At 60.8% G+C, this 21,948-nt stretch carries 25 protein-coding genes; 7 read left to right on the forward strand and 18 right to left on the reverse strand.

Annotated elements, in window-relative coordinates; genetic code table 11:
• Window positions 1-501 precede the first annotated feature (501 nt).
• From QM600_RS11245 to QM600_RS11280, 8 genes are all read right to left on the reverse strand, one after another.
• Window positions 502-747: a hypothetical protein gene (locus QM600_RS11245; protein WP_283261539.1), complete on the reverse strand. Its 246-nt coding sequence runs from the start codon at window positions 745-747 to the stop codon at window positions 502-504.
• Window positions 740-997 (reverse strand): hypothetical protein, encoded by a 258-nt coding sequence (locus tag QM600_RS11250; protein WP_283261540.1) that lies wholly within the window; start codon window positions 995-997, stop codon window positions 740-742. Before QM600_RS11250 ends, QM600_RS11245 begins: the two co-directional genes overlap by 8 nt.
• Window positions 998-1,075: 78 nt before the next feature.
• A complete protein-coding gene (locus tag QM600_RS11255) occupies window positions 1,076-1,681 on the reverse strand; it encodes a prepilin peptidase (protein ID WP_283261541.1) in 606 nt (201 codons plus the stop codon).
• Between the two features lie 80 nt (window positions 1,682-1,761).
• Window positions 1,762-2,580 carry a shikimate dehydrogenase gene (locus QM600_RS11260; RefSeq protein ID WP_502942940.1) on the reverse strand — a complete coding sequence of 273 codons (819 nt, stop codon included), beginning with the start codon at window positions 2,578-2,580 and terminating at the stop codon, window positions 1,762-1,764.
• The gene (locus tag QM600_RS11265; RefSeq protein WP_283261542.1) at window positions 2,570-3,880 is read right to left on the reverse strand and encodes an endolytic transglycosylase MltG; all 1,311 of its coding nucleotides are present in this window, start codon (window positions 3,878-3,880) and stop codon (window positions 2,570-2,572) included. The genes QM600_RS11260 and QM600_RS11265 overlap by 11 nt, the downstream gene beginning before the upstream one ends.
• Window positions 3,877-4,410, reverse strand: a complete 534-nt coding sequence (gene ruvX / locus QM600_RS11270; protein ID WP_283261543.1) for a Holliday junction resolvase RuvX — start codon at window positions 4,408-4,410, stop codon at window positions 3,877-3,879. The genes QM600_RS11265 and ruvX overlap by 4 nt, the downstream gene beginning before the upstream one ends.
• A 2-nt stretch (window positions 4,411-4,412) precedes the next feature.
• The gene (gene alaS, locus QM600_RS11275; protein ID WP_283261544.1) at window positions 4,413-7,085 is read right to left on the reverse strand and encodes an alanine--tRNA ligase; all 2,673 of its coding nucleotides are present in this window, start codon (window positions 7,083-7,085) and stop codon (window positions 4,413-4,415) included.
• A 69-nt stretch (window positions 7,086-7,154) separates the two neighbouring features.
• Window positions 7,155-8,531 carry a replication-associated recombination protein A gene (locus tag QM600_RS11280; protein WP_502942942.1) on the reverse strand — a complete coding sequence of 459 codons (1,377 nt, stop codon included), beginning with the start codon at window positions 8,529-8,531 and terminating at the stop codon, window positions 7,155-7,157.
• Between the two features lie 97 nt (window positions 8,532-8,628).
• Here QM600_RS11280 and QM600_RS11285 point away from each other — a divergent pair, with 97 nt between their 5' ends.
• Window positions 8,629-9,009, forward strand: coding sequence for a nuclear transport factor 2 family protein (locus QM600_RS11285; protein WP_283261545.1), 381 nt, complete (start codon window positions 8,629-8,631; stop codon window positions 9,007-9,009).
• 61 nt (window positions 9,010-9,070) lie between these two features.
• Here QM600_RS11285 and QM600_RS11290 read toward each other — a convergent pair whose 3' ends face one another.
• The 3 genes from QM600_RS11290 to aspS are packed head-to-tail and all read right to left on the reverse strand — an operon-like array spanning window position 9,071 to window position 13,092.
• Window positions 9,071-10,246 (reverse strand): protein kinase family protein, encoded by a 1,176-nt coding sequence (locus tag QM600_RS11290; protein WP_283261546.1) that lies wholly within the window; start codon window positions 10,244-10,246, stop codon window positions 9,071-9,073.
• Between the two features lie 53 nt (window positions 10,247-10,299).
• Window positions 10,300-11,265, reverse strand: coding sequence for a DUF389 domain-containing protein (locus tag QM600_RS11295; RefSeq protein ID WP_283261547.1), 966 nt, complete (start codon window positions 11,263-11,265; stop codon window positions 10,300-10,302).
• Between the two features lie 18 nt (window positions 11,266-11,283).
• A complete protein-coding gene (aspS, locus tag QM600_RS11300) occupies window positions 11,284-13,092 on the reverse strand; it encodes an aspartate--tRNA ligase (protein WP_283261548.1) in 1,809 nt (602 codons plus the stop codon).
• A gap of 163 nt (window positions 13,093-13,255) precedes the next feature.
• Here aspS and ypfJ point away from each other — a divergent pair, with 163 nt between their 5' ends.
• The 3 genes from ypfJ (at window position 13,256) to QM600_RS11315 (ending at window position 15,128) form a co-directional block, all read left to right on the forward strand.
• Entirely contained in the window at window positions 13,256-14,185 is a 930-nt protein-coding gene (ypfJ, locus tag QM600_RS11305; RefSeq protein ID WP_283261549.1) for a KPN_02809 family neutral zinc metallopeptidase, read from the forward strand.
• A 69-nt stretch (window positions 14,186-14,254) separates the two neighbouring features.
• Window positions 14,255-14,818: a winged helix-turn-helix domain-containing protein gene (locus QM600_RS11310; protein WP_283261550.1), complete on the forward strand. Its 564-nt coding sequence runs from the start codon at window positions 14,255-14,257 to the stop codon at window positions 14,816-14,818.
• Window positions 14,808-15,128: a hypothetical protein gene (locus tag QM600_RS11315; protein ID WP_283261551.1), complete on the forward strand. Its 321-nt coding sequence runs from the start codon at window positions 14,808-14,810 to the stop codon at window positions 15,126-15,128. The genes QM600_RS11310 and QM600_RS11315 overlap by 11 nt, the downstream gene beginning before the upstream one ends.
• Before the next feature lie 207 nt (window positions 15,129-15,335).
• Here QM600_RS11315 and QM600_RS11320 read toward each other — a convergent pair whose 3' ends face one another.
• From QM600_RS11320 to QM600_RS11350, 7 genes are all read right to left on the reverse strand, one after another.
• Window positions 15,336-16,736, reverse strand: a complete 1,401-nt coding sequence (locus QM600_RS11320; RefSeq protein ID WP_283261552.1) for a DUF2252 domain-containing protein — start codon at window positions 16,734-16,736, stop codon at window positions 15,336-15,338.
• 31 nt (window positions 16,737-16,767) lie between these two features.
• Complete coding sequence (locus tag QM600_RS11325; RefSeq protein ID WP_283261553.1) at window positions 16,768-17,187, reverse strand: DUF1622 domain-containing protein; 420 nt, start codon at window positions 17,185-17,187, stop codon at window positions 16,768-16,770.
• Between the two features lie 128 nt (window positions 17,188-17,315).
• A complete protein-coding gene (locus QM600_RS11330; RefSeq protein ID WP_283261554.1) occupies window positions 17,316-17,507 on the reverse strand; it encodes a hypothetical protein in 192 nt (63 codons plus the stop codon).
• 65 nt (window positions 17,508-17,572) lie between these two features.
• Window positions 17,573-17,728 (reverse strand): hypothetical protein, encoded by a 156-nt coding sequence (locus QM600_RS11335; protein ID WP_283261555.1) that lies wholly within the window; start codon window positions 17,726-17,728, stop codon window positions 17,573-17,575.
• Window positions 17,728-18,105: a PLDc N-terminal domain-containing protein gene (locus QM600_RS11340; RefSeq protein WP_283261556.1), complete on the reverse strand. Its 378-nt coding sequence runs from the start codon at window positions 18,103-18,105 to the stop codon at window positions 17,728-17,730. Before QM600_RS11340 ends, QM600_RS11335 begins: the two co-directional genes overlap by 1 nt.
• 64 nt (window positions 18,106-18,169) lie before the next feature.
• Window positions 18,170-18,445, reverse strand: coding sequence for a three-helix bundle dimerization domain-containing protein (locus QM600_RS29860; RefSeq protein ID WP_283261557.1), 276 nt, complete (start codon window positions 18,443-18,445; stop codon window positions 18,170-18,172).
• A gap of 89 nt (window positions 18,446-18,534) precedes the next feature.
• Complete coding sequence (locus QM600_RS11350) at window positions 18,535-18,879, reverse strand: zinc ribbon domain-containing protein YjdM (RefSeq protein WP_283261625.1); 345 nt, start codon at window positions 18,877-18,879, stop codon at window positions 18,535-18,537.
• 112 nt (window positions 18,880-18,991) lie between these two features.
• Between QM600_RS11350 and QM600_RS11355 the strand changes: the two genes are divergently transcribed.
• The 3 genes from QM600_RS11355 to QM600_RS11365 are packed head-to-tail and all read left to right on the forward strand — an operon-like array spanning window position 18,992 to window position 21,836.
• Window positions 18,992-19,624, forward strand: a complete 633-nt coding sequence (locus tag QM600_RS11355) for a TetR/AcrR family transcriptional regulator (protein ID WP_283261558.1) — start codon at window positions 18,992-18,994, stop codon at window positions 19,622-19,624.
• A gap of 30 nt (window positions 19,625-19,654) precedes the next feature.
• Entirely contained in the window at window positions 19,655-21,211 is a 1,557-nt protein-coding gene (locus tag QM600_RS11360) for an MDR family MFS transporter (protein ID WP_283261559.1), read from the forward strand.
• 28 nt (window positions 21,212-21,239) lie between these two features.
• Window positions 21,240-21,836: a CHAP domain-containing protein gene (locus QM600_RS11365; RefSeq protein ID WP_283261560.1), complete on the forward strand. Its 597-nt coding sequence runs from the start codon at window positions 21,240-21,242 to the stop codon at window positions 21,834-21,836.
• The last annotated feature ends 112 nt before the right edge of the window (window positions 21,837-21,948 follow it).

Raw genomic sequence — 21,948 nt, forward strand, 5'->3', positions numbered from 1 at the left:
TGGGTCGGGACGAATGAGGGCGAGTTCGGCTCCGTAGAGGTCTCGAGGCCCCTTGTATTCGGGGGCGAGGATTTCGAGCGGGATACCACGTTCCTTCGCTGCCACCTCGAACACCGAGGTGTCGATGGCGGCGGGGTCCCCGGTGACAAGCAGCGTGTAGCCAACTCCGAACCTGCCGTACAGGGAGACCTCTTCGGTGAGCCAGACGTGTGGTGCCCGACATCCCGGCGACGCGCTGGGAACGTAGTCATCCTGCCGGGCGTGGGCACATACCTGCTCGCGGCAGTCGCATGGTGTGCTCGAAGGCAGTGAGCGAACTCTTCGACCTGTACCCGAAATCTACCTTTTCGAAGCAGATCCGGGGTGAATGCCCTGTTTCTCGGTGCGCGGCCTCGCTCAATACCGATGCACGACTTTGCGGAACTGATCAGGTTCGAGTCGCTGACCTCAGCGTGACCGATTCGGTAACCGTGGTGGGTGGCCTGGCGTTGTCTTCGCCGCTCACGACTGCATCCTCAGCCAGTGCCATCGGACTTGCTGTGGCGGGAGCATCGCCGGGGCTGCCATGGCACTGTGCTTCAAGATCTCGCCGCCCGGAACCTCTACCCATGGCAACGCGGCGTTGATCAGCAAAACGGCAACTCCCACTTGGCAGTTCAGCGCTGAGACTTTGCCGTCTAGGGCCAGGGCGCCGGCTTTCGGCGTCTGCCGGCTCAGGGCCTGAAGCAGAGCGCCTTGGTCATGCACCCAGGTCGGCGATCATCTGGCTCAATGACGCAGCGGCCAAAGCCAGTTCGCCCTCATTCGGCGGGTCACCGCCTGATGGCAGCTTGTCGAAGAGCTGCTCCCGAGTAACCACCGAGATACCGTCGACTTGGAATCCTTCCTCATTGGGATCGAAGATTTCGATCCCACCGCCTACCGCCACGAGTTCCGCATGAGCAGTACTGTTCAGGAGGTCGCGAAGATGTTCGACCGTCACATTCAGATTGATCATGTGTATCTCTTCTCACGTCGACAGCTCCGAATCCGAGTACTTCACACGTACCCGCAGACCCTGACTCGAAAACAGACGTCATCCCTCCGCTATCGCTCCGAAGACCAAGGCCAGCAGCGCCGCACCACACATCGACGGCCCATGCGGGAGGTGCGAGCGCCTCGCCATCACAACGGCCACCACGACGGTGAACAGCGGAGCCAACAGCGCCGCATACAACCACACCTGCGCGCCGGCCAACCCGGTGATTGCGCCAAGCGGAAGTGCGAGCTTCACGTCCCCCGCGCCCAGCGAACTCGACGAGACCACGTGCATCAGGAGATGGAGTCCGGCGAGCATTGCCGAACCCACTACCGCTGCCCACATCGTTCCCGCAACTGCAGCACCGGCTAGTACAACGAGATACCCCGGCAGAGTGAAACTGTTGGGCAGTCGACGTACCGCCACGTCAACGGCCGAGACGGCGACACACCACCACACAACCACCAGGCCGGAAACAAGCTGCACCACCGAGGAATTCGCTACACCGACCACAACCCAACCAGCCGCGACGCACAATTCCGGCACACCACGACGGACCGAAAAACCCGCATAAAGGTTTCGGCGCAACCACAGGTTTGCAAGAAGTCGTGCACCCGAACCGGCCATTACACCCGCAACCGCCAACACAACCAACATCCACATGGGAACGAGCATGCAGCGCAACGCCCGACCCAACAGAATGAGAAATCATGTTGTGGACTACCCCGACGCTGTGGACAAAGCTAAGCGATAGCCGCAGCCATCGCCTCTCGCGGAGCGGACATGCCAGTGAACTGCTCTACCTGACCGAAGGCTTGATTGAGGAGCATCGCCAGACCACCGATGACAACTCCACCAGCGGCATCGACAGCCGAGGCGAGGGGCGTCGGCCAAGGGTTGTAAATCGCGTCGAGAACAAAACGCGCCTTGCCGAGTTCCGCTGCAAAGGGCGCGGCCGCATCGGCTGGAACTGTGCTGACAAGAACTGCAGCGTCAGCGCACACCGAACCAAGACGAGGGTCGTCGAAGGAAAGGAATTCAACATTCAATCCGACGGCAGTGCCACAATCGATGGCACCGGACGCACGGCCTCGATCACGGGCAATCAGAGTCACGGATCGAACACCCATGTCCGCCAAGGCAACCAACGCGGGCCGCGCCGTACCGCCGGCGCCGACAACAACTGCGGATGCCCCGGTGAGATCCCCGACGCCGCCGGCGATCAAGGCGCCACTGACGCCGTCGACGTCGGTGCAGTCAGCTCGCCAACCACCGTCGATGCGGACCAACGTGTTTGCCGATCCGATGACAACGGCGCGGGCAGTGCGCTCCGACGCGTATTCGAGTGCCGCGATCTTGCCGGGCATGGTGACCGAAAGACCGACCCACTCGGGGCCCAATCCGTCGACAAGCGCCGGCAATTGCTCACCGGTGCATTCGATCCGCTCGTAGGTCCAATCATTCAGACCCAATGCGTTGTACGCCGCAAGGTGAAGCAACGGCGACTTCGAATGCTCGATGGGACTGCCGAGAACTGCGGCCTTGCGCGGCTTACCGACCACTATCGAGAATCCCGCTTTCCTGCGCTAGAACAATATTGGCAAGGTGCTCGTCGTAGCTCTTCGTGAAGAGTGTTTCGCCCTGCTTGTTGATGGTCACGAAGTACAGCCAGTCGCCGGGCGCCGGAGATTCGACGGCCTTGAGCGCGTCGATGCTCGGCGACGCGATCGGTGTGGCCGGCAGGCCCGGCATGGCGTAGGTGTTCCACGGCGTGACACGCTCGCGATCGGCATCGGTGGTGGCAACCTCGGTGGTGTCGAGCGAGTAGTTGACGGTGGAGTCGAACTGCAGGGGCTGATTGACAGCCAACCTGTTGATGATCACTCGCGCGACCTTCGACATATCGTCGGTCAATGCTTCACGCTCGACCAGCGAAGCGGCAACCAGCAGCTCGTACGGCGACAGCCCGACGCTGCTACCAGCCTTCAGAATGCCTGTCCCCTCATACATTTCAGCACTGCCCTGAACCAGAGTCCGCAGGATTTCCGTCGGCGTAGCCGTGGGATCAAAATCCCAACTGCTGGCAGCAATCAAACCTTCGAGCTGACGGTCCTTGTCCGGAACACCCTTGACCGACGTCATTGCCCAACTCGGCACACCCAAGGATGCGAGATCGGAAGATGCTCCGGCAGTGTTCAATTCGTCAGCAGATACACATTTCTGGACAGGAGCACTGCCAACGCAACTGGCCTCCGAAATGAGGTTGTAAATGCCCTTCTTGAGGGCACCGGTCTGCGCGTCAGCGGTGTCGTGAAGCTGACGACCGGCCGCAACCACAACCAATCCCACGCGGGAGGTCGGGGCAACCAAAGAGTTGAGTGCGTCGGAAGCCTTGCTCTGCACGGGCACCTGATAGAAGCCCGGCTGAACCTTCTGAATTTCGGCGGAGTTCTTCACGGCGGCGTTGTAGAACGCTGCAGAACTGGCAACCACATTCTTCGCAGCCAGCGTCGCACCGATCTCCGACGCCGTCTCACCTGAATTGATCTGGATCACGACGGGAGCGCCACCAGGTCCGGCAAAATCTTCTGCCGCCTTATTGCGGTCCATGTACCAGGTGGCGCCGTAAGCACCGACGCCCAGAACTGCGATCACCAGGAAAAGGAGCGCGACGACACCGACCTTCTTGCCACGCTTGGCGCGCTTGCTCTGCGCCTCACGTTGCTTGCGTGCCTGGGCCCTCGACATGTGCGGCGGTTCGATGGTCTGCGGCAGGGCACGCATGACCATGGTCTCGTCGTTGTCGAAATCAAATGAACGCGCAGGCCGATGTGAATCGCCGTCGTCCCACCGCTGGTTCACAGATCGTCCTCCGCCGCAGGCGCGTCCCCCGACGACTCCCCTGGTTTCACTGCTCTACTCCGCTCGTCCAGCCAACCCTGCAGAATTTCTACTGCCGCAGCCTGATCGATCATCGGACGCTGACCGCGAGCTTTGACTCCGCTTTCGCGAAGGTTGCGCGCAGCAGTAACCGTCGTCAGTCGCTCGTCGGACAGTCTCACCGGGATCGGATCGACGGCCCTCTGCAGTCGTTTAGCGAATGCAGTGGCGATGCCGGCGGCTTTACCTTGCTCGCCGCGCAGCGTCTGTGGCAGTCCGACGATAACCTCCACGGCCTCGTATTCGGACACGATGGCGATAATTCGCCGGATATCCGGCGCGTCGGGTCCACGTTCTTTGGCTCGGGGAACCGTTTCGACAGGTGTCGCCAGAATTCCGTCGGGGTCACTGGATGCGACCCCGATCCGAACACTGCCGACATCGATCGCGATGCGTCGGCCACGGCCTGGGTCGTCGAGACCGGGGCGATCGGGGCCCTGCAGCGCCACCACCGTTAGCTGCCGCCTGCCAGTTCTGAGACCCGGTCCCGGATCGCATCGAGCGCCGCCGTGATTCCGGTGGCGTCGGAACCCGACCCCTGAGCCATGTCGGGCTTTCCGCCGCCGCGGCCACCGATCTTGGGTCCGAACGAACCGACGAGGTCGCCGGCCTTCACACCGAGTGCCTGAGCTCCCTTGCTGGACGCGACCACGAACGGGACCTTGCCGTCGATGTCGCCGAGCAACGCGACCACTGCGGGCTCGGAGCCCAGACGGCCCTTGATGTCGGTGACGAGCGCACGGAGGTCGTTGCCGCCGACGCCGGCCGGTGCCGGTTCAGCGATGACAAGCACGCTTCCGATGCGCTTTGCCTTTTCGACAAACTCCCCGGCCGAGGCGAGAACAGCCTTGGCCTTGGTCAGCTCGAGTTCCTTCTCGGCGGCCTTGAGGCGCTCGACGAGTGCCTCGACGCGAGCCGGGACCTCTTCGGACGGCACCTTCAGGGACGAGGACAGTCCGGCGAGAAGCGCACGCTCCTTAGCCAGGTAGCGGTACGAATCCAAACCGACGTACGCCTCGACGCGGCGAATGCCGGATCCGACGGACTGCTCACCGAGCAGAGTGACCTGACCGATCTGCGCGGAGCTGCCGACGTGAGTACCGCCGCACAGTTCCATCGAGAACGGGCCACCGATTTCGACGACGCGAACCTCGTCGCCGTAGTTTTCGCCGAAGAGCGCCATTGCGCCCATCGACTTGGCCTTGTCGAGGTCCGTCACAAATGTGTTGACCGCAAAGTTGGACGCCACGGCCTCGTTGGTGACTGCTTCGATTTCCTGCTTCTGCGACTCCGTCAGAGCGCCCTGCCAAGAGAAATCGAAGCGCAGGTAGCCGGGCTTGTTGAGCGAGCCGGCCTGCACGGCGTTGGGGCCGAGCACCTGACGCAGTGCCGCGTGCACCATGTGGGTACCGGAGTGGCCCTGGGTTGCACCCTTACGCCATTCGGCGTCGACGTGAGCGAGGACGACGTCGCCCTCGGTGATCTCGCCCTTCTGGACCGTCACCTTGTGGATCCAGACCTTCTTGGCGACCTTTTGAACGTCGTTGACCTTGGCTTCGAGGCCAGGCGCCGTGAGCGATCCGATGTCGGCGATCTGTCCGCCGGACTCTGCGTAGAGCGGGCTGCGGTCGAGGATGACCTCGATGGACTGACCGGCCGTGGCCACGGGAACGCGAACGCCGTCGACGATCAGCGCGAGGACGTGAGCCTCGGATACCAATTCGTTGAAGCCGGTGAACTCGGTGGGGCCGCGATCGAGCAGTTCCTTGTAGACCGAGAGATCAGCATGCGCGTGCTTGCGGGCACGAGCATCGTCCTTGGCGCGCTTGCGCTGCTCGGCCATGAGCGTGCGGAAGCCGTCTTCGTCGACCGAGAGACCGGCTTCGGACGCCATCTCGAGTGTCAGATCGATCGGGAAACCGTAAGTGTCGTGCAGGGCAAATGCCTGATCACCGGCGATGACGGATTTGCCGGAAGCCTTGATGGTTTCGGCTGCACCCTCGAACAGCTTCGAGCCCGAAGCCAGTGTCTTGAGGAATGCGGTCTCTTCGCCGACGGCAACGTTTTCGATGCGCTTGAAGTCGGTTTCGAGGACCGGGTAGGACGGAGCCATCGTGTCGCGGACGACAACCATGAACTCACGCATCGTGGGCTGCTCGCTGCCGAGCAACTTGGCCGAACGCACGATACGACGCAACAGACGGCGCAGGACGTAGCCGCGTCCGTCGTTACCCGGGTTGACGCCGTCGGCGATCAACATGGCAGCAGTGCGAGCATGGTCGGCGATGACACGGAAACGAACGTCGGACGTGTGATCGGCACCGTAAACGCTGCCGGTCAGCTCAGCAGCCTTCTCGATGACGGGACGCAAAAGGTCTGTCTCGTAAACATTTTCGACGCCCTGGAGCAGAAATGCAACGCGCTCGACGCCCATGCCGGTGTCGATGTTCTGCTTCGGCAGCGGTCCGAGGATCGGGTAGTCGTCCTTGCTGATACCTGCGCCGCGCTCGTTCTGCATGAACACGAGATTCCAGATCTCGATGTAGCGATCCTCGTCGGCTTCCGGACCGCCCTCGATGCCGTACTCGGCGCCGCGATCGTAGAAGATTTCGGAGCACGGGCCGCAAGGTCCGGGGATGCCCATGGACCAGTAGTTGTCGGCCATTCCGCGACGCTGGATGCGCTCCTCGGGAACACCGACGACGTCACGCCAGATCGCGAATGCTTCGTCGTCGTCATGGAAGACGGTTGCCCAGAGGCGCGTCGGGTCGATGCCGTAGCCGCCGTCGGCGACGGAACCGGTGAGCAATTCCCACGCGTGTGAGATGGCTTCCTTCTTGAAGTAATCACCGAAGGAGAAGTTTCCCGCCATCTGGAAAAACGTGTTGTGGCGGGTGGTGATGCCCACCTCTTCGATGTCCAGGGTGCGGACGCACTTCTGCACCGACGTGGCGCGGGTGTACGCCGGCGTCTGCTGGCCGAGGAAGTACGGCACGAAGGGAACCATGCCGGCGTTGACGAACAGAAGGTTCGGATCGTCGAGAATCAGCGACGCACTGGGGACCTCGGTGTGGCCGGCCTTGACGAAGTGGTCGAGGAATCGCCTGCGGATCTCGTGGGTTTGCACTAACCGGTCCTTACCTTCATGAGCGTCGAACTGTCGCTGTCCAGCGTAACCTGCACCCCACTTGCAGCTTTAACCCCGCACGATTCGACGCAGTTTTCCCACCCGATCAGCGATCTCTCGCTCGTTACCGTGGGCAGTGGGTCGGTAGTAGTCGACGCCGATCAACTCATCCGGCGGATATTGCTGTCTCAGAACACCGTCACGAGCCTCGTGGGGGTATTTGTAACCAACCGCATTGCCCAATTGCTCGGCACCCTTGTAGTGGCCGTCACGCAGATGCGGCGGGACCAACCCAGACTTACCTGCAGCTACGTCGGCCATCGCAGCACCGAGTGCCTCGATGACTGCACCTGATTTCGGTGCCGTCGCCAGGTGGATAGTTGCCTGCGCCAGAGCCAGCCGAGCCTCCGGCATACCGATCAACTGCACGGCTTGAGCTGCAGCCATTGCCGTTTGCAGTGCCATCGGATCAGCCATACCGATGTCTTCACTCGCGTGCACCACCAACCGGCGAGCGATGAATCGAGGGTCTTCGCCGGCCGTCAACATCCGCGCCAGGTAGTGCAACGCCGCGTCGACGTCGGAACCCCGGATGCTCTTGATGAACGCGCTGATGACGTCGTAGTGCTGGTCCCCGTCGCGGTCGTAGCGAACGGCAGCCTTGTCGACACTCGCTTCTACCGTCGCGAGATCAACCACCACGGGTCCGGATGCTGCACCAGCCGTGTCGATGGCTGCGCCGGCGGCCGCTTCGAGAGCGGTGAGGGCGCGTCGTGCATCTCCGGATGCCAGACGCACCAAGTGCTCCATCGCGTCGTCGGCGATGGTGATTGCGCCGCCGAAGCCGCGCTCGTCGGCGACTGCGCGCTCGAGAAGTTCTTGGATATCCGCGGCGGTGAGCGCCTGCAACTGCAGAACCAGTGATCGCGACAGCAGCGCCGACACCACGGAAAACGACGGGTTCTCGGTGGTGGCGCCGACCAGCAGAACGATCCGGTTCTCGACCGCGGCCAGCAAGGCATCCTGCTGCGTCTTGGAGAAGCGATGGACCTCGTCGATGAACAGCACGGTCTGCTCACCGTTGAGAAGGCGTCGGCGGGCAAGCTCGATGACGCCGCGGACTTCCTTGACGCCGGCGGACAGGGCGGACAATGCCTCGAACCGTCGACCCGTCGCCCCCGAGATCAACGACGCCAAGGTGGTCTTGCCGGTACCGGGCGGCCCGTACAACAGCACCGACGCCGCACCGGAGCCCTCGACCATCCGACGCAGGGGCGCGCCTGGCCCGAGTAGATGTTGCTGTCCCACTACCTCACCGAGGGTGCGCGGCCGCATCCGTACCGCCAGCGGAGCGCTCGACGACACCGACGCCAAAGCCCGCTCGGCAGCCGAGACGACGTCAGGCTCGTCCGCTGCCTCAGCCACTTCAGGTGTGGCCTCGAACAGACCGTTGTCATCAATCACGCTGTCCTCAGCTTGCCAATCGCTCACAAAACGACGCTACCGGAGGGCACCGACGCAATTGTTTCGATAGCGTGTGGCCATGAGCACCTCCGAGATCGCCACCGTCCTCGCGTGGCACGACGCACTCAACTCCCAAGACATCGACACACTCCTGCAGTTGTCGAGCGACGACATCGAGGTCGGCGGGCCACAGGGGGCCAGCCAGGGGTTGGCGGCGCTGCGAGATTGGGCGACCAACGCGGGCATCACTCTCGTTCCCGGCAGGATGTTCGTCCACCACGGAATTATCGTCGTCGAACAGACCGCGACGTGGGCTACAGAACCCGACAAGTCCGCCACGCTCGCTTCCGCATTCCGGGTGGTCGAGGATCAAGTCACGTCGACGTTCCGTCATCCCGATCTAGTGACAGCATTGGCCGCCACGGACCTGTCCGAGGCCGACGAGCTCACCGACAACTAACACCGAAAATAAAACCACCCGCGCGTCGGCGGCACGGGTGGTTTTTCAGTTCCGGATCGAATCAGCCGTGCTCGCGGAGCGCAGCGAACACCTCACGGGCGTGGGCCTCGACGTCGGTGTTGCCACTGAGTTCTGCGGAGCGGGCCAATCGCGCCCACCGCCCGACCAGCGCTTCGGTTCGGGGAACCGACAGGTAATGCTCGCGCACAGCCGCGATCCTCGAGTGATCGTTGGGTAGGAAGAGATACGTACTCAGCCACACCCAGATGAGCTGGGCCTCGACCAGGCGTCGTCCCATTTCTGCTTCGTCGGCCAGCGCCGGCCACATCCCCACAACCTCGGATCGCCACGCGTCGACCATTGCCGACGCTCGTTCTTCGGTCAGGTCGATATTGCACAGGCAACCCGGGAACGACACGAGGGCATAGGTGATGTCGAGGACAGCGTCGCGGTATCCGCCCCACTCGTAGTCGAGGAAACGGACGCCTTCGCCGTTGACGATGATGTTGTCCGGGCATAGGTCGGACGGGCTGAATGCCCGGAACCGTCCGCCGCTGAACAGGTTCTGAGCGTTCTGGACCTGTTCGAGAACACTTGGCGCTACGTCGACGCCAAGGATATCGGCCAGCATCGACGGCACATTGGCGACGACGCGGCCGACTTGATCGGCAACTTCGTCGGAGCTGTGAGCAACCTCCGCGCGCCGAAGCAGCGCGGTGAAGTCTTCTTCACGGCCGACGGTGGCGGCGTGCATGCGGCCCATAGCTTGAGCCATCGCCATCAACGTGTTGGTGACGGTGTCTTCGTCGGCGTCTTCGAGCAGGACACTGATCGCGGTGGCGTCACCGAGATCGCTGAGCACGAGGAGCCTGGCCTCCAGGTCGTAGGCCAGTAGCTCGGCACCGGGGCGGGCATCCTGAGCCAGTGCATTAGCGAATTGGTAGGACACTGCCTCACGTAGGAACGCGGTGCCAGGTTCGAATACCTGCGAAACTTCTGCCGGCGGCGTCACGCCGTTCTTCACCCCGAGGTAGGGATCACGGACTTGTTTGATCACGAGGGTGCGAGGTAGCGAAAACGGGTTCTCGGCAACTCTCACGCGGAGCACGATTGTGCGGCCACTTCCACCTAGATCTGTCGGATCTACGAGGGTGACGGGTGCCCCTGTACGGCGCGTCAGCAACTGCTCGGCAGCTGCCACGACTTCGGATACGGGGTCTGCCAGTAATACGGTCATCGCTTCATAACTTACCCGTTAGTGATGACAATCATGCGTCACCGCCTCTGCACTTACGGTGAATTCTGGTCGTCGATCAGACTCGAAATGCCTTTCAAGGCGGCAGCAAACTCCTGGTCGGCTCGGGTCCTGACCCACAGCACCAACGCGCAGGCGGTGACAATTCCCAGCATATTGACAGCAAGTTGGAGGGAAGACAGTCCAGCAATTCGCCACTCACCGTTAGCAGCGGCAACCACAGCAAATCCGGCTGCCGGGACTGTAGTGACCGAGATGAAAACGCCGACGAGGGCCGCAGATTTCTCCGACAGCAAGGCGAGCATCCCAGCGGCACCGGCCAGCAGTGCCACGACAAACGAGATGGGCCCCACCTTGTAGACAAAATCAACCTGATGCAAAGTCTCGAGGCTCTCGACGTCCATCCAGCCGAACATCTTCACCACGAACGTGGCCAACAGGGTCACGCCCATTGCAATCGGGAAGGCGACGACGAGCGCAAGAATCGAACGCCGACGCAGCCTCCGGTCACGCCTGACCAATGCCACTGCAAGCGCTGCCAGCGGACCGAACTCCGGCCCGACCACCATCGCCCCGACGATGGTGATCGGCGAATCCGTCACCACGCCGATTGCCGCCAGCAGGCAAGCAATAGTCAGGAAGGCGACAAACACTCGATTGAGAGTGGATTCCTCACGCGTATGAGAGAGGAGTTCCTCCCACACGATGGAGTCTGCGGAATCGCCGGGCGCATCGTGCTCGGCCTTTCGCGCCGAGGCTGAAAGCACCGTTTCCACCGGGACCAGCGTCACTCCGCCGTCTTCGGTGACACCGAGCGCGGTCAACGCTTCGAGGACCTCGTTTGCCGACTCTCGGGCGACATCGGCCTGCACCATGTCTCCCCGCGGAGAAAGAGCGGCGCCTCGAAACACGACGATGTGAGTAACACCCAGCTGCGCCTCGAGCGCACCGAGAACGTTCTCGGTGCGCTCGGACGGGCAGATCACCCTCATATGCAGCATGGTGATCCGCGGTCAGCTCTACTTGCCGTCGGCAGTATCGCCGTCGGCCTTCTTTTCTTCAGCCTTCTTTTCGGGCTTCGCGTCGACGCCCGATTCCTTACGCTGCTGCGCGGTGATCGGAGTCGGTGCATCGGTGAGCGGGTCGACGCCGCCACCGGACTTCGGGAATGCAATAACCTCACGGATGGAATCCATGCCGGCGAGGAGCGCGGTGATGCGGTCCCAACCGAAGGCAATTCCGCCGTGCGGCGGAGCGCCGAATGCGAAGGCGTCGAGCAGGAAACCGAACTTGTCCTGCGCCTCTTCCTCCGAAATACCCATCACCTTGAACACTCGTTCCTGAATGTCCTTGCGGTGGATACGAATACTGCCGCCGCCGATTTCGTTGCCGTTGCAGACGATGTCGTAGGCGTAGGCGAGCGCGGTGCCCGGATCGGTATCGAACGTGTCGAAGAACTCCGGCTTGGGCGAGGTGAACGCGTGGTGCACCGCGGTCCAGGCCGAGTAGCCGAGAGCGACGTCACCCGAGGCGGTGGCGTCGGACGTCGGCTCGAACATCGGTGCGTCGACGATCCAGACGAAAGCCCAGGCGTCAGGGTCGATGAGATCCTTCTTGCGTGCGATCTCACCGCGAGCGGCACCGAGAAGTGCGCGCATCGGCTTTGTCGCACCGGCTGCGAAGAAGACGCAGTCACCGGGCTGTGCGCCGACGTGAGCAGCGAGACCCTCACGCTCGGCATCGGTGAGGTTCTTGGCGACGGGGCCACCGAGGGTGCCATCTTCGCCGACCAATACGTAGGCAAGGCCCTTGGCGCCGCGCTGCTTTGCCCATTCCTGCCACGCGTCGAGCTGCTTACGGGGCTGGCTCGCGCCGCCCGGCATCACGACGGCGCCGACGTACTCGGCCTGGAAGACACGGAAAGTGGTGTCCTTGAAGAAGTCCATGCACTCGACGAGTTCGATCTCGAAACGCAGGTCAGGCTTGTCAGAGCCGTAACGACGCATTGCCTCGTTGTAGGTCATGCGCGCGATCGGCGTCTTGATCTCGTGGCCGACGAGCTTCCACAGTGCCGACAAAACTTCTTCGGCCAGCAGGATGATGTCGTCCTGGTTGACGAAGGACATCTCGATATCGAGCTGAGTGAACTCCGGCTGGCGATCGGCGCGGAAATCCTCGTCGCGGTAGCAACGAGCAATCTGGTAGTACCGCTCGATGCCGCCGACCATGAGGAGCTGCTTGAACAGCTGCGGGCTCTGCGGGAGCGCGTAGAAGCTACCGGGCTGCAGGCGTGCCGGCACCAGGAAGTCGCGAGCACCTTCGGGGGTGGAACGGGTGAGCGTCGGGGTTTCGACCTCGACGAACTCGTGATGGGCCAGCACATTACGTGCAGCGGCATTGACCTTGGAGCGCAAACGAATTGCGTGTCCGGGGCCTTCACGACGCAGGTCCAGGTAGCGGTACTTCAGACGCGCTTCCTCACCGACCTGATCGTCGAGCTGGAACGGCAGAGGCGCACTCTCATTGAGGACCTCGAGCTCTGTAGCGTTGACTTCGATTGCACCGGTGGGGATTTCGAAGTTCTGGTTGCCTTCGGGGCGAACTTCGACCTTTCCGGTTACGCGAACGCAGTATTCCGCGCGCAGACGGTGAGCCTGCTCGGCCACGTCACCTGCCCGGAAAACTACCTGCGCAACTCCGGATGCATCACGAAGATCGATGAAGATCACTCCACCGTGATCACGACGCCTGGCTACCCAACCGGTGAGCGTTACTGTCTGCTCTGCCTGCTCGGGTCGCAATGAACCGGCGAGATGTGTGCGCAGCACGAGATTCCTTTCGAACAACTTCCAATAACCGACGACCGACTACTTTGGTCTGTAATCCTACGGAGCTAACAGCCCAGAGCGGAAACGCGGACCCGCATCGCATGCGAAGCTATCAGCAGAAGTGACAGTTAGCACTTGTTCTCGAGAACAGAAAGCGACACACATGACCTTCAACGAGGGGGCCCGCGGCGAAGCGGGGCGCGTTCAAGTTCAGGGCAGCGGGGGCGGTAGCCGCGGCAGCAAGATGGCGATCGGCGGCGGCGCCGGCGGCATCATCGTCCTGATCCTGGCTTTACTGTTCGGTGGCGATCCCGGTTCACTCCTGGGCGGACTGAGCAGTTCCACAGACAGCGCCAGCTCGTCGACGGGCCTCGCCTCGGTCGACGATTGCACCGGCACGCAGGCCAACAACGACGTGAACTGCCGGGTTGCATTTACCGTCGGCAGTCTCGACGACGTGTGGGAGCAGCAGCTGATCAAGCAGACGGGGACAAAATACGTGCGCCCGGAGGTGGTTCTGTTCAGCGGTTCTGTCAACACCGGTTGTGGCCAGGCGTCGAGTGACGTGGGTCCGTTTTACTGCCCCGCCGATCAGACCGCATATTTCGATACGAGCTTCTTCCAGCTGTTGGTCGACCGTTTCGGATCCAGTGCTGGACCGTTGGCCCAGGAATACGTGGTTGCTCACGAGTTCGGTCATCACCTTCAGAATCAACTCGGCGATATCAGCCGGGCGCAGTCCGACCCGCAGGGTGCACAGTCGGGCGCAGTCCGTACCGAACTGCAGGCCGACTGCTATGCCGGAGTCTGGGCCCACTACGCCGACACCATTCCGGACCAGGCCACCGGCCAGCCCTTCTTGAAGCCGTTGACGCAGACCGACATCCGCGACGCTCTGTCGGCGGCATCGTCCGTCGGCGACGACCGAATCCAGAAGGCGTCAACCGGTCGGGTCAACCCGGAAGGCTGGACGCACGGCTCGTCCGATCAACGCCAGAAGTGGTTCGCTGCGGGATACACGACCGGCCAGGTATCGGCGTGCGACACGTACTCGGCGCGCGACCTGAACAACCCCCCGGCACTCGTCAAATAACTTCGAAACCATCCCATCGACAAATAGTTTTGTCTTGACAGAACTTATTGTCGGTGGGATGGATTTGTCGTGTTCGCAGTAGCAGTCATCGATCGGCCGGCCGCCGCTGAGACATCTCTTGGCCCCCTTCGGCAGCGGACCCTGGCTGCACCTGTCACTCCGACGTCGGCTGCCGCACTGGCACCACTGGTCGGTCTAACCCGCCAGAAGGTCAACTATCACCTGCGAACCCTCGAAGAACACGGACTCGTCCAACTCGTCGAGGAACGCAAACGCGGCAACATGACTGAACGTGTCATGCAAGCAAGTGCCGCGTCGTACGTCATCTCCACCGCTGCAATGTCCGCCCTCGCGCCAGATCCCAGCCGCTTCCCCGACCAGCTCTCGGCCCCTTGGCTGGTGTCGCTGGCAGCCAGAATTGTTCGGGAGGTCGGCGAACTGATGTCCGGTGCCACCGCACCCGGAAAGCCTTTGGCGTCGTACGCCATCGACAGTGAGATCACGTTCGCAAACGCCGCCGACCGCGCGGCAGTCGCCGGAGACCTCGGCGAGGCACACCGATTTCTACCTGCACAGTCTCGGCCAGTACCTGCGGTATTTCGCCGGGCAGCCCACCACCTATGTGTCGGTTGAAGGCCCGGAGGCATCCGGAACGTCCAAAGCCCCGGCAACGCTGCGCAGCGCGCTCGGAATCGATGCCACGACCACGATCGGTGACACCGTCACATTCGACATCCCAGGCATTAGCCCTGTGTCCGCGGTAGTCGACTACCTCAACCACTGGTTCATCGGACTACATACCGACGACGCACTCCTGCGCTTCTACGGACGAAATGCGTTCGGCGGCAACGTAGATGCCGCGCATCACCTCTTCGCGACCGATACTGACGGCAAAGCAGCGACCGCAGCGTGGGCGGCGTGGCTCGACTCGGTCTACGCGTGAACCGGTAGCTACCCACCAACCGCATGTGATAATCCAGATGGTCCGTCTACTTCAACGCGAAATGAGTGTGCTCCATGGGTTCAATCGAGTCATTGCGGGACATCCTGAGTGGATTGAACGCGCTGGTCCATGCGTGGGCCTGGATGGGCTCCGAATCCCTGAGTCAATCCATGGCTTCACGCTAGGGTCCGCCGAAGAAACCGCAGCCTAGATGCCCCGCTCTGCTGACACCCGGCCATCGTCGATGGCTGTCAGCAGAGCGGTGTGATCGCGAGCATTTCGCTTTGTGTACGCCGCCGCGAATTCGCCAATCGCGAAGTCGAATTCTGTTCCCTCACCAAGATATTCGGTGATGGCAATGCGATCACCCGATCGAGCGTGAGCATAAGCCAACACTCGCGCACACAGTCGACCGTACAGTTCCATTCCTTCGGGTTTCATGCCGTCGATGATCGCGGAACCCTTGCCGTCACGAAGTTGGCGGATATAGAAATCGTTCTCGACTTCATCAGGCCCGGGGCCTCGTTCCCACCCCAGGAAAATGTCACTGCTGGCCTGCATCAACCGCTGACCGTTAACCACCCGCTCCCCCTCGTTCCGGAACGTCGGACCGTCCACATAGCCGGCCAGTACCGACGGAACCGCCTGCTTGACCTGCAGTATCAGTGGATCGTCGACGTCGACGCCATTCAGCAGGATCATCCACGCCCGCGTGCCGACACTTCCGACGCCAACCACTTTCCGCGCAATGTGCACCATCTCGAAACTCTGCAATAGCACCCGACGATCCCACTGGAGAGTGCTGCGATAGGAACCGATTCGTTCACGGAGCACCTCTTCGGCCAAGGCGAGATTCTGGCCCTCGAACAACTCTTCCACCGGAACAATCAACGGCGGATCACTGATGAACCGTCGACGACCGTCGACAACTTCGGTGAACTTCGATGCGGCTTGGACACTGTCGCGTCGGCGTGCTTTGTCGAGTGTCGACAGCGCGCGATCGAGCATTCGTTTCTTGATCTGATTACTCAGTTCTTCGAGACCGTCCTCGGGTTCGATGTGCGAGTACCACACCGCCAAATTTCCCAAAGCAGCTTGCTTGGCCATCGTTTCCCGGTATTCGGCGGCGCAACCACGCGTGATCTGTTTACGTTCCTTACTGGAATATCCGTTGTCTTTGCCGGCAATCGCCAAACTGGCAGCCAAACGCTTGACGTCCCATTCGAACGGGCCGGGATAAGTCTCGTCGAAATCGTTGATATCGAACGCCAACTTACGTTCCGGAGTGGCAAAAACTCCGAAATTACTCAGATGCGCATCTCCACAGAGTTGGGTGTAGATCCCGGAATTCGAACTACGCGCAAGGTCGTCGCACATCACCAGTGCCGCACCGCGAAAGAACGAAAAACGCGATGCCGACATCCGGCCGTAGCGAATCGGGACCAACTCGGGTACACGAGTTTTCGCCTGTGTTTCCAGAAGCGAGATCGGGTCACGATCACTGTCAGCGAGGTCTGCAAGCGTCGACAATGGCGTCGCGCGTCGGGCCTGACGACCCAGCGCCTTGCGCTCGTCGACCGTGAGATGTTCTGTGCGCACTGCGGTCATCTACCAGACCTTTCACTCGATACGAGGGCCCCTATGAACTGGGAGCGTCGGGCATCGCTCGCCCACCCGATCCGCGCGCCGCACGGACCAGCAGCTCAGGGCCTGTCACCAATGCCTTGCGCCACGGAAGTACCCCGTCGATCTCGATCTGAATCGAGAGGCTCAGTACGGTACGGATCAGCACGATCATTCCCAGGACAGCAGCATCCGTCAGTGACGGCGAGGACGTCACCGTCTTGACCAGATCTGCGGCGACAAGAATCTCGAGGCCCAAGAGAATTACTGCACCGAGGGTTTCACGGAGAGTCTTGAATGCCGATCCCCCGTCGCGTGTGCGGAACCACGAACGACCGGCAATGACAAAGGCAAACAAGAACCCGAAAACCATCGAGACAACACCGAGTACTTCGAACCATTCGGTGACCAGCTCGAAGAACTTGATTTTGTCCATATCGATGATTCTCAAGGTTCTTCGCTTGCGGTGTCAACACCGATGGCCGCCCACCCCTTGAGTTTTCACAGGGGTGGGCGGCCACGATTCGAAGATGCGGCGGGATCTAACGGGTCAAAGGATCGTGGTTACGATCCGAAGATCGCGCCGAGGGATCCGAGAGACCCACTCGCCGGCGGTGTGCTGTCGGTGATCTCGACCGTCATATTCTCGAGGACGACCGGGGTGCCGACACCGATGAAACTCGATGGATGGTCGACAGCACAATTCTCATCGTCGACAATCCTTACGGGACAAGCCAACCCATCATCCTGGGACACCGGACGGTCGGTGCAGTGCACCGGATCCGATACGACGGGTGGTGACGTCGAGGATCGGGCATTCTTCAGATCAAGGTTTCCCGGCGCAGGACAGCCTCGAACTGCACGGTGGATGACTCGACCCACACGAGCCACACCTCACGCGCCACAGACTGCACACCGGGTGAGTCGTCGCCGGGCGCGACGTCGACGTACACGGTGGAGGCCTGGCGCCGGGACATTACACCAAGGTCTTTGCCTTGAGCGCATTGAACTCGCCTTCGTTGATCGCACCGGCATCGAGCAGCGCTTTGCCATCCGCAATCTGCTGAGCCGGAGACTTTCCGGCGACACTCCGAACGTAGTTTTCCTGCGCGTGCATCTGTTGCTTGGCCACGGCCATCGACCGCTGGGCCATACCGTCGCCGCGAGCAACGACGTAAATCATCGCGGAGAGGAAGGGAATGACAAAGAGGAAAACGATCCAGATTGCCTTGATCCAGCCGGAGGTGTCGTGATCTCTGAACAAGTCGGCGATGATCGAGAACAACACGCTCAAATAGGCGACGAAGGCAAAACAGACGAAAACAAACCAGAAAAACTCCCAAAAACCTTCCATGTCAATGCTCCGTACGCTCGCTGATCACGGTTGTTTCAGTATGCGCCGACGACAACGACCACGGCTAGGGTCGGCCACAGCAGAGGCTCTGGTTCAGCCAAGATGCGTTATCGCCGTGAATATCACGAGGCACTCCCCGACATCCAATCAGCGATATCACGACGCGGGCCGCCTTTTCTACGAGAAGCGGCACAAAATCGCGTATCCGCCCGCTGGTAAAGCGCCTGTGAACAATCCGAACGTCTTGTTCGATTTCCGTAGGTAAGGCCTCCCGGTATCGAGCGATCAGACGAGAGATTTTACGTTCGACCTGGAGTAGTTCGTTGTCGTCGGCGGTCATCAGTTAATCGTCTGCCTGAACATCGGTCACGGTCAAGTTGAAAAACGACGGTATGGCCGAACGGTCCCGAATCGCAGAAGGCGGGCGGGTCAGACCTTCTTGACGACGCTCGATTTGAGTTGCATCGGGCCGATTCCGTCGACTTTGCAATCGATGTCGTGGTCACCAATTCCCTGAACCAGACGGATGTTTCGCACCTTGGTTCCGGATTTGATGCCGGTGGGACTGCCCTTCACCTTGAGCGTTTTGATGACTGTAACGGTGTCACCGTCGGCCAGGATGTTGCCGACAGCATCCTTGATGACGCCGTCTTCTTCTACGGCTACCTCTGCCGGCGCCCACTCGTGCGCACACTCGGGGCAAACCATAAGGGCACCCATTTCATAGGTGAACTCGCTGGAACATTCAGGGCACGAAGGCAGGGTGTCTTCCACGTAGATACCATATCTGCTTTCTCCGATGTCCAGTTTTTGCAAGCTCATAACCGCACCTTGGAGAATATTTTGCACTTAGTGAAAGTTTGCAGTCTATGCAATTATTGACGGCATGGGCACCGAAAATTTGGGTCTGCGCGAGCGCAAGCGAATCGCAACCCGAGCATTGATCGAGCGCACCGCTGTCCAACTCGTACTCGATCTCGGTTACGACGCAGTGACCGTGGAACGCATCTGTGAAGTCTGCGAACTATCGACTCGGACGTTCTTCAACTACTTCCCGACAAAGGACGCGGCAATCGGCGGAATCGCAATCGAGGTTCCCCCCACCGCAGCAATCTCCGAACTCCTCTCTGCACATCGAGGCGACCCACTCCGCGGAGCACTCGCAGTCTTCGCTGAAGCGATGAAGATCATGGACGAGCGCCCAGACCTCCTTGTCCACCGAAAGCAACTGTTCGAGAGACACCCGACGTTGCTCCAACAGCATCTTGCAACGTTCCACGAACTCGAAGACACGCTCACCAGAATGCTCACGCACGAACTGCTCGAACGTCCGGACACTCATCGACTACCCACTGACACGGACGCAGTCGATGAAGCTACCGCCACGGTAATCATCGCCGGCGCAGCAATGCGATACGTCTTCCGGGCCTGGCAGAACGGTGAAAGAGACCGTCCGCGATCAGAACTCGTGGATCCAACACTGACATTGATGTCCCAGATTCTCCGATCTGACCGATAGTCCGTCCACCGATTTCGACTAAGGAACTTCATGTCCACTCAAGAAGCTGCGACCGACGCAGACGAACTGGAAACCGCGTCGGATAAACGATCCATCATCCTGGTCTTTGCCGGATTGATGATCACGATGCTCCTGGCATCCCTCGACCAGATGATCTTCAGCACCGCACTGCCCACCATCGTGGGCGAATTGCACGGCGTCAATCACATGGTGTGGATAACAACGGCATACATCCTCGCGTCAACGATCATGATGCCCGTCTACGGGAAACTGGGCGACTTGATCGGCCGCAAAGGCCTGTTCATCGGCGCTATCTGCATTTTCATCGTCGGCTCGATTATCGGCGGACTGTCCCACAACATGACCACCCTCATCGCCGGGCGCGCGGTACAGGGCCTCGGCGGCGGCGGTTTGATTCTGCTGGCGCAGGCGATCATCGCCGACGTCGTGCCTGCCAGGCAGCGCGGCCGGTACATGGGTGCGATGGGCGGCGTTTTTGCGATCGCAGCAGTCGCCGGTCCACTACTGGGCGGCTGGTTCACCGAGGGCATCGGCTGGCGCTGGGCGTTCTGGATCAATGTGCCACTCGGTTTGCTCGCGATAGCCAGCGCCATGGCATTCCTTCACTTGCCCAAGCCCAAGCTCGGCAAACCGAGCATCGACTACCCCGGCATGATCCTCGTCGCGACTTCTGCAACCTGCCTCATCCTGTTCACCACCTGGGGCGGCAACACTTACGCCTGGGGCTCCGCCGTCATCGTCGGACTTGTCATCGGCTGTATTGTTTCCGCAATCGCGTTTGTGTTCGTCGAACGCCGCGCAACCGAACCAGTCATTCCCATGCACCTGTTCTCGGAGCGTAATTTTGTCCTGACCACGGTCGCCGGACTCGTCATCGGCATCGCGATGTTCGGCGCGCTGGCTTACCTGCCCACTTACATTCAGATGGTGACCGGCAAGAACGCCACCGAAGCCGGTCTGATGATGATTCCCATGATGGCAGGAATGCTGGTCGCCTCTACCGGCTCCGGACAGATCATCAGCAAGACCGGGCGATACAAGATGTTTCCGATCCTCGGCACGTCGATCGTCGCCGTGGCCTTGGTTTTGCTCTCGAGGCTGACACCGTCGACACCACTGATCGTCTTCGGCATCTACATCACAATCCTCGGCGTGGGAATCGGACTCGTCATGCAGATTTTGATTCTGATCGTCCAAAACACCTTTCCCGCAGCCGAAGTCGGAACTGCGACGGCGTCGAACAACTTCTTCCGTCAGATCGGCGCGTCCCTGGGTAGCGCGCTTGTCGGCAGCCTGTTCGCATCCCGTCTGACCAATATTCTGACAGAGCGATTGCCTGCCGCCGGCGGAGCTGTCGGAAACGATGAGAATTCGTTGACACCCGCAATCCTCTGGAAGCTACCGGCCCCGATTCGCGAGACCATCGTCGGTGCATACAACGACGCCTTGGCACCGATCTTCATGTACATCGTGCCCCTGGTAATCGTCGCAGTCATCCTGCTGACCTTCATCAAGGAAAAGCCCCTCGCCACCACAATCGATCGATCCGCTCCGCCCCTCGAGTGAAACCCGAGTAGTCCGCTATTGTGTCGTGATGCCACACGAACAGAATCCGACCAGATCCAAGCTCGTAGGTCTGGTCGGATTCTGTGTAGTACTGGCACTCCTGATTGCCGGCGGACTCTGGTGGTTCAACCGCGACGGCGACGCTCTGGCGGGCGAGAAACTCAACGCCTTCCCGACTGTCGACTACAGCGAATTGACCTCTGCGCAGAGCCAATTGGTGACCAGCCTGGAACAAGAATGGGAATCCGGCGACCCGGGCACCAAATATGCCGAGGGCGTCGAAGAGTCTTGGTGTGCAGACTTTGTCAGCTGGAACATGAACCAGATCGGTGCGCCGTTTTCCAACCCGAAGTCGAGTTCGTGGCGGATCCCCGGCGTGTACACGCTGCAGGAGTACTACGAATCCGTCGGATCCTTTGTACCGTACGGCCAGGATTATCAACCCAAGGTCGGCGACACGATCTTGTACAGCGGCGACAGTCCATTCGGTCAGCATGTCAACATCGTGCTGGTCAATGACGCCGGCACCCTCACCACCATTGGTGGCAACGAGAACAATTCGGTGATGATCCACCGCATCGATCCGTCCGAAGTCGCTGGAATCGTCGGTTTCGGCGCGTTCTGACTCCAGTCCTCCCCTTTCGGTGCCGATGGATCTTGCGTTGCTCGGACGTGAAGTTAGTTCGTCACTTTTGTGCAAGGTGGTATCAGAAACGTAGGCCACATATTCGGAAAAT

Source organism: Rhodococcus sp. IEGM 1379 (genome assembly GCF_030056815.1).
Taxonomy (GTDB): Bacteria; Actinomycetota; Actinomycetes; order Mycobacteriales; family Mycobacteriaceae; genus Rhodococcus_F.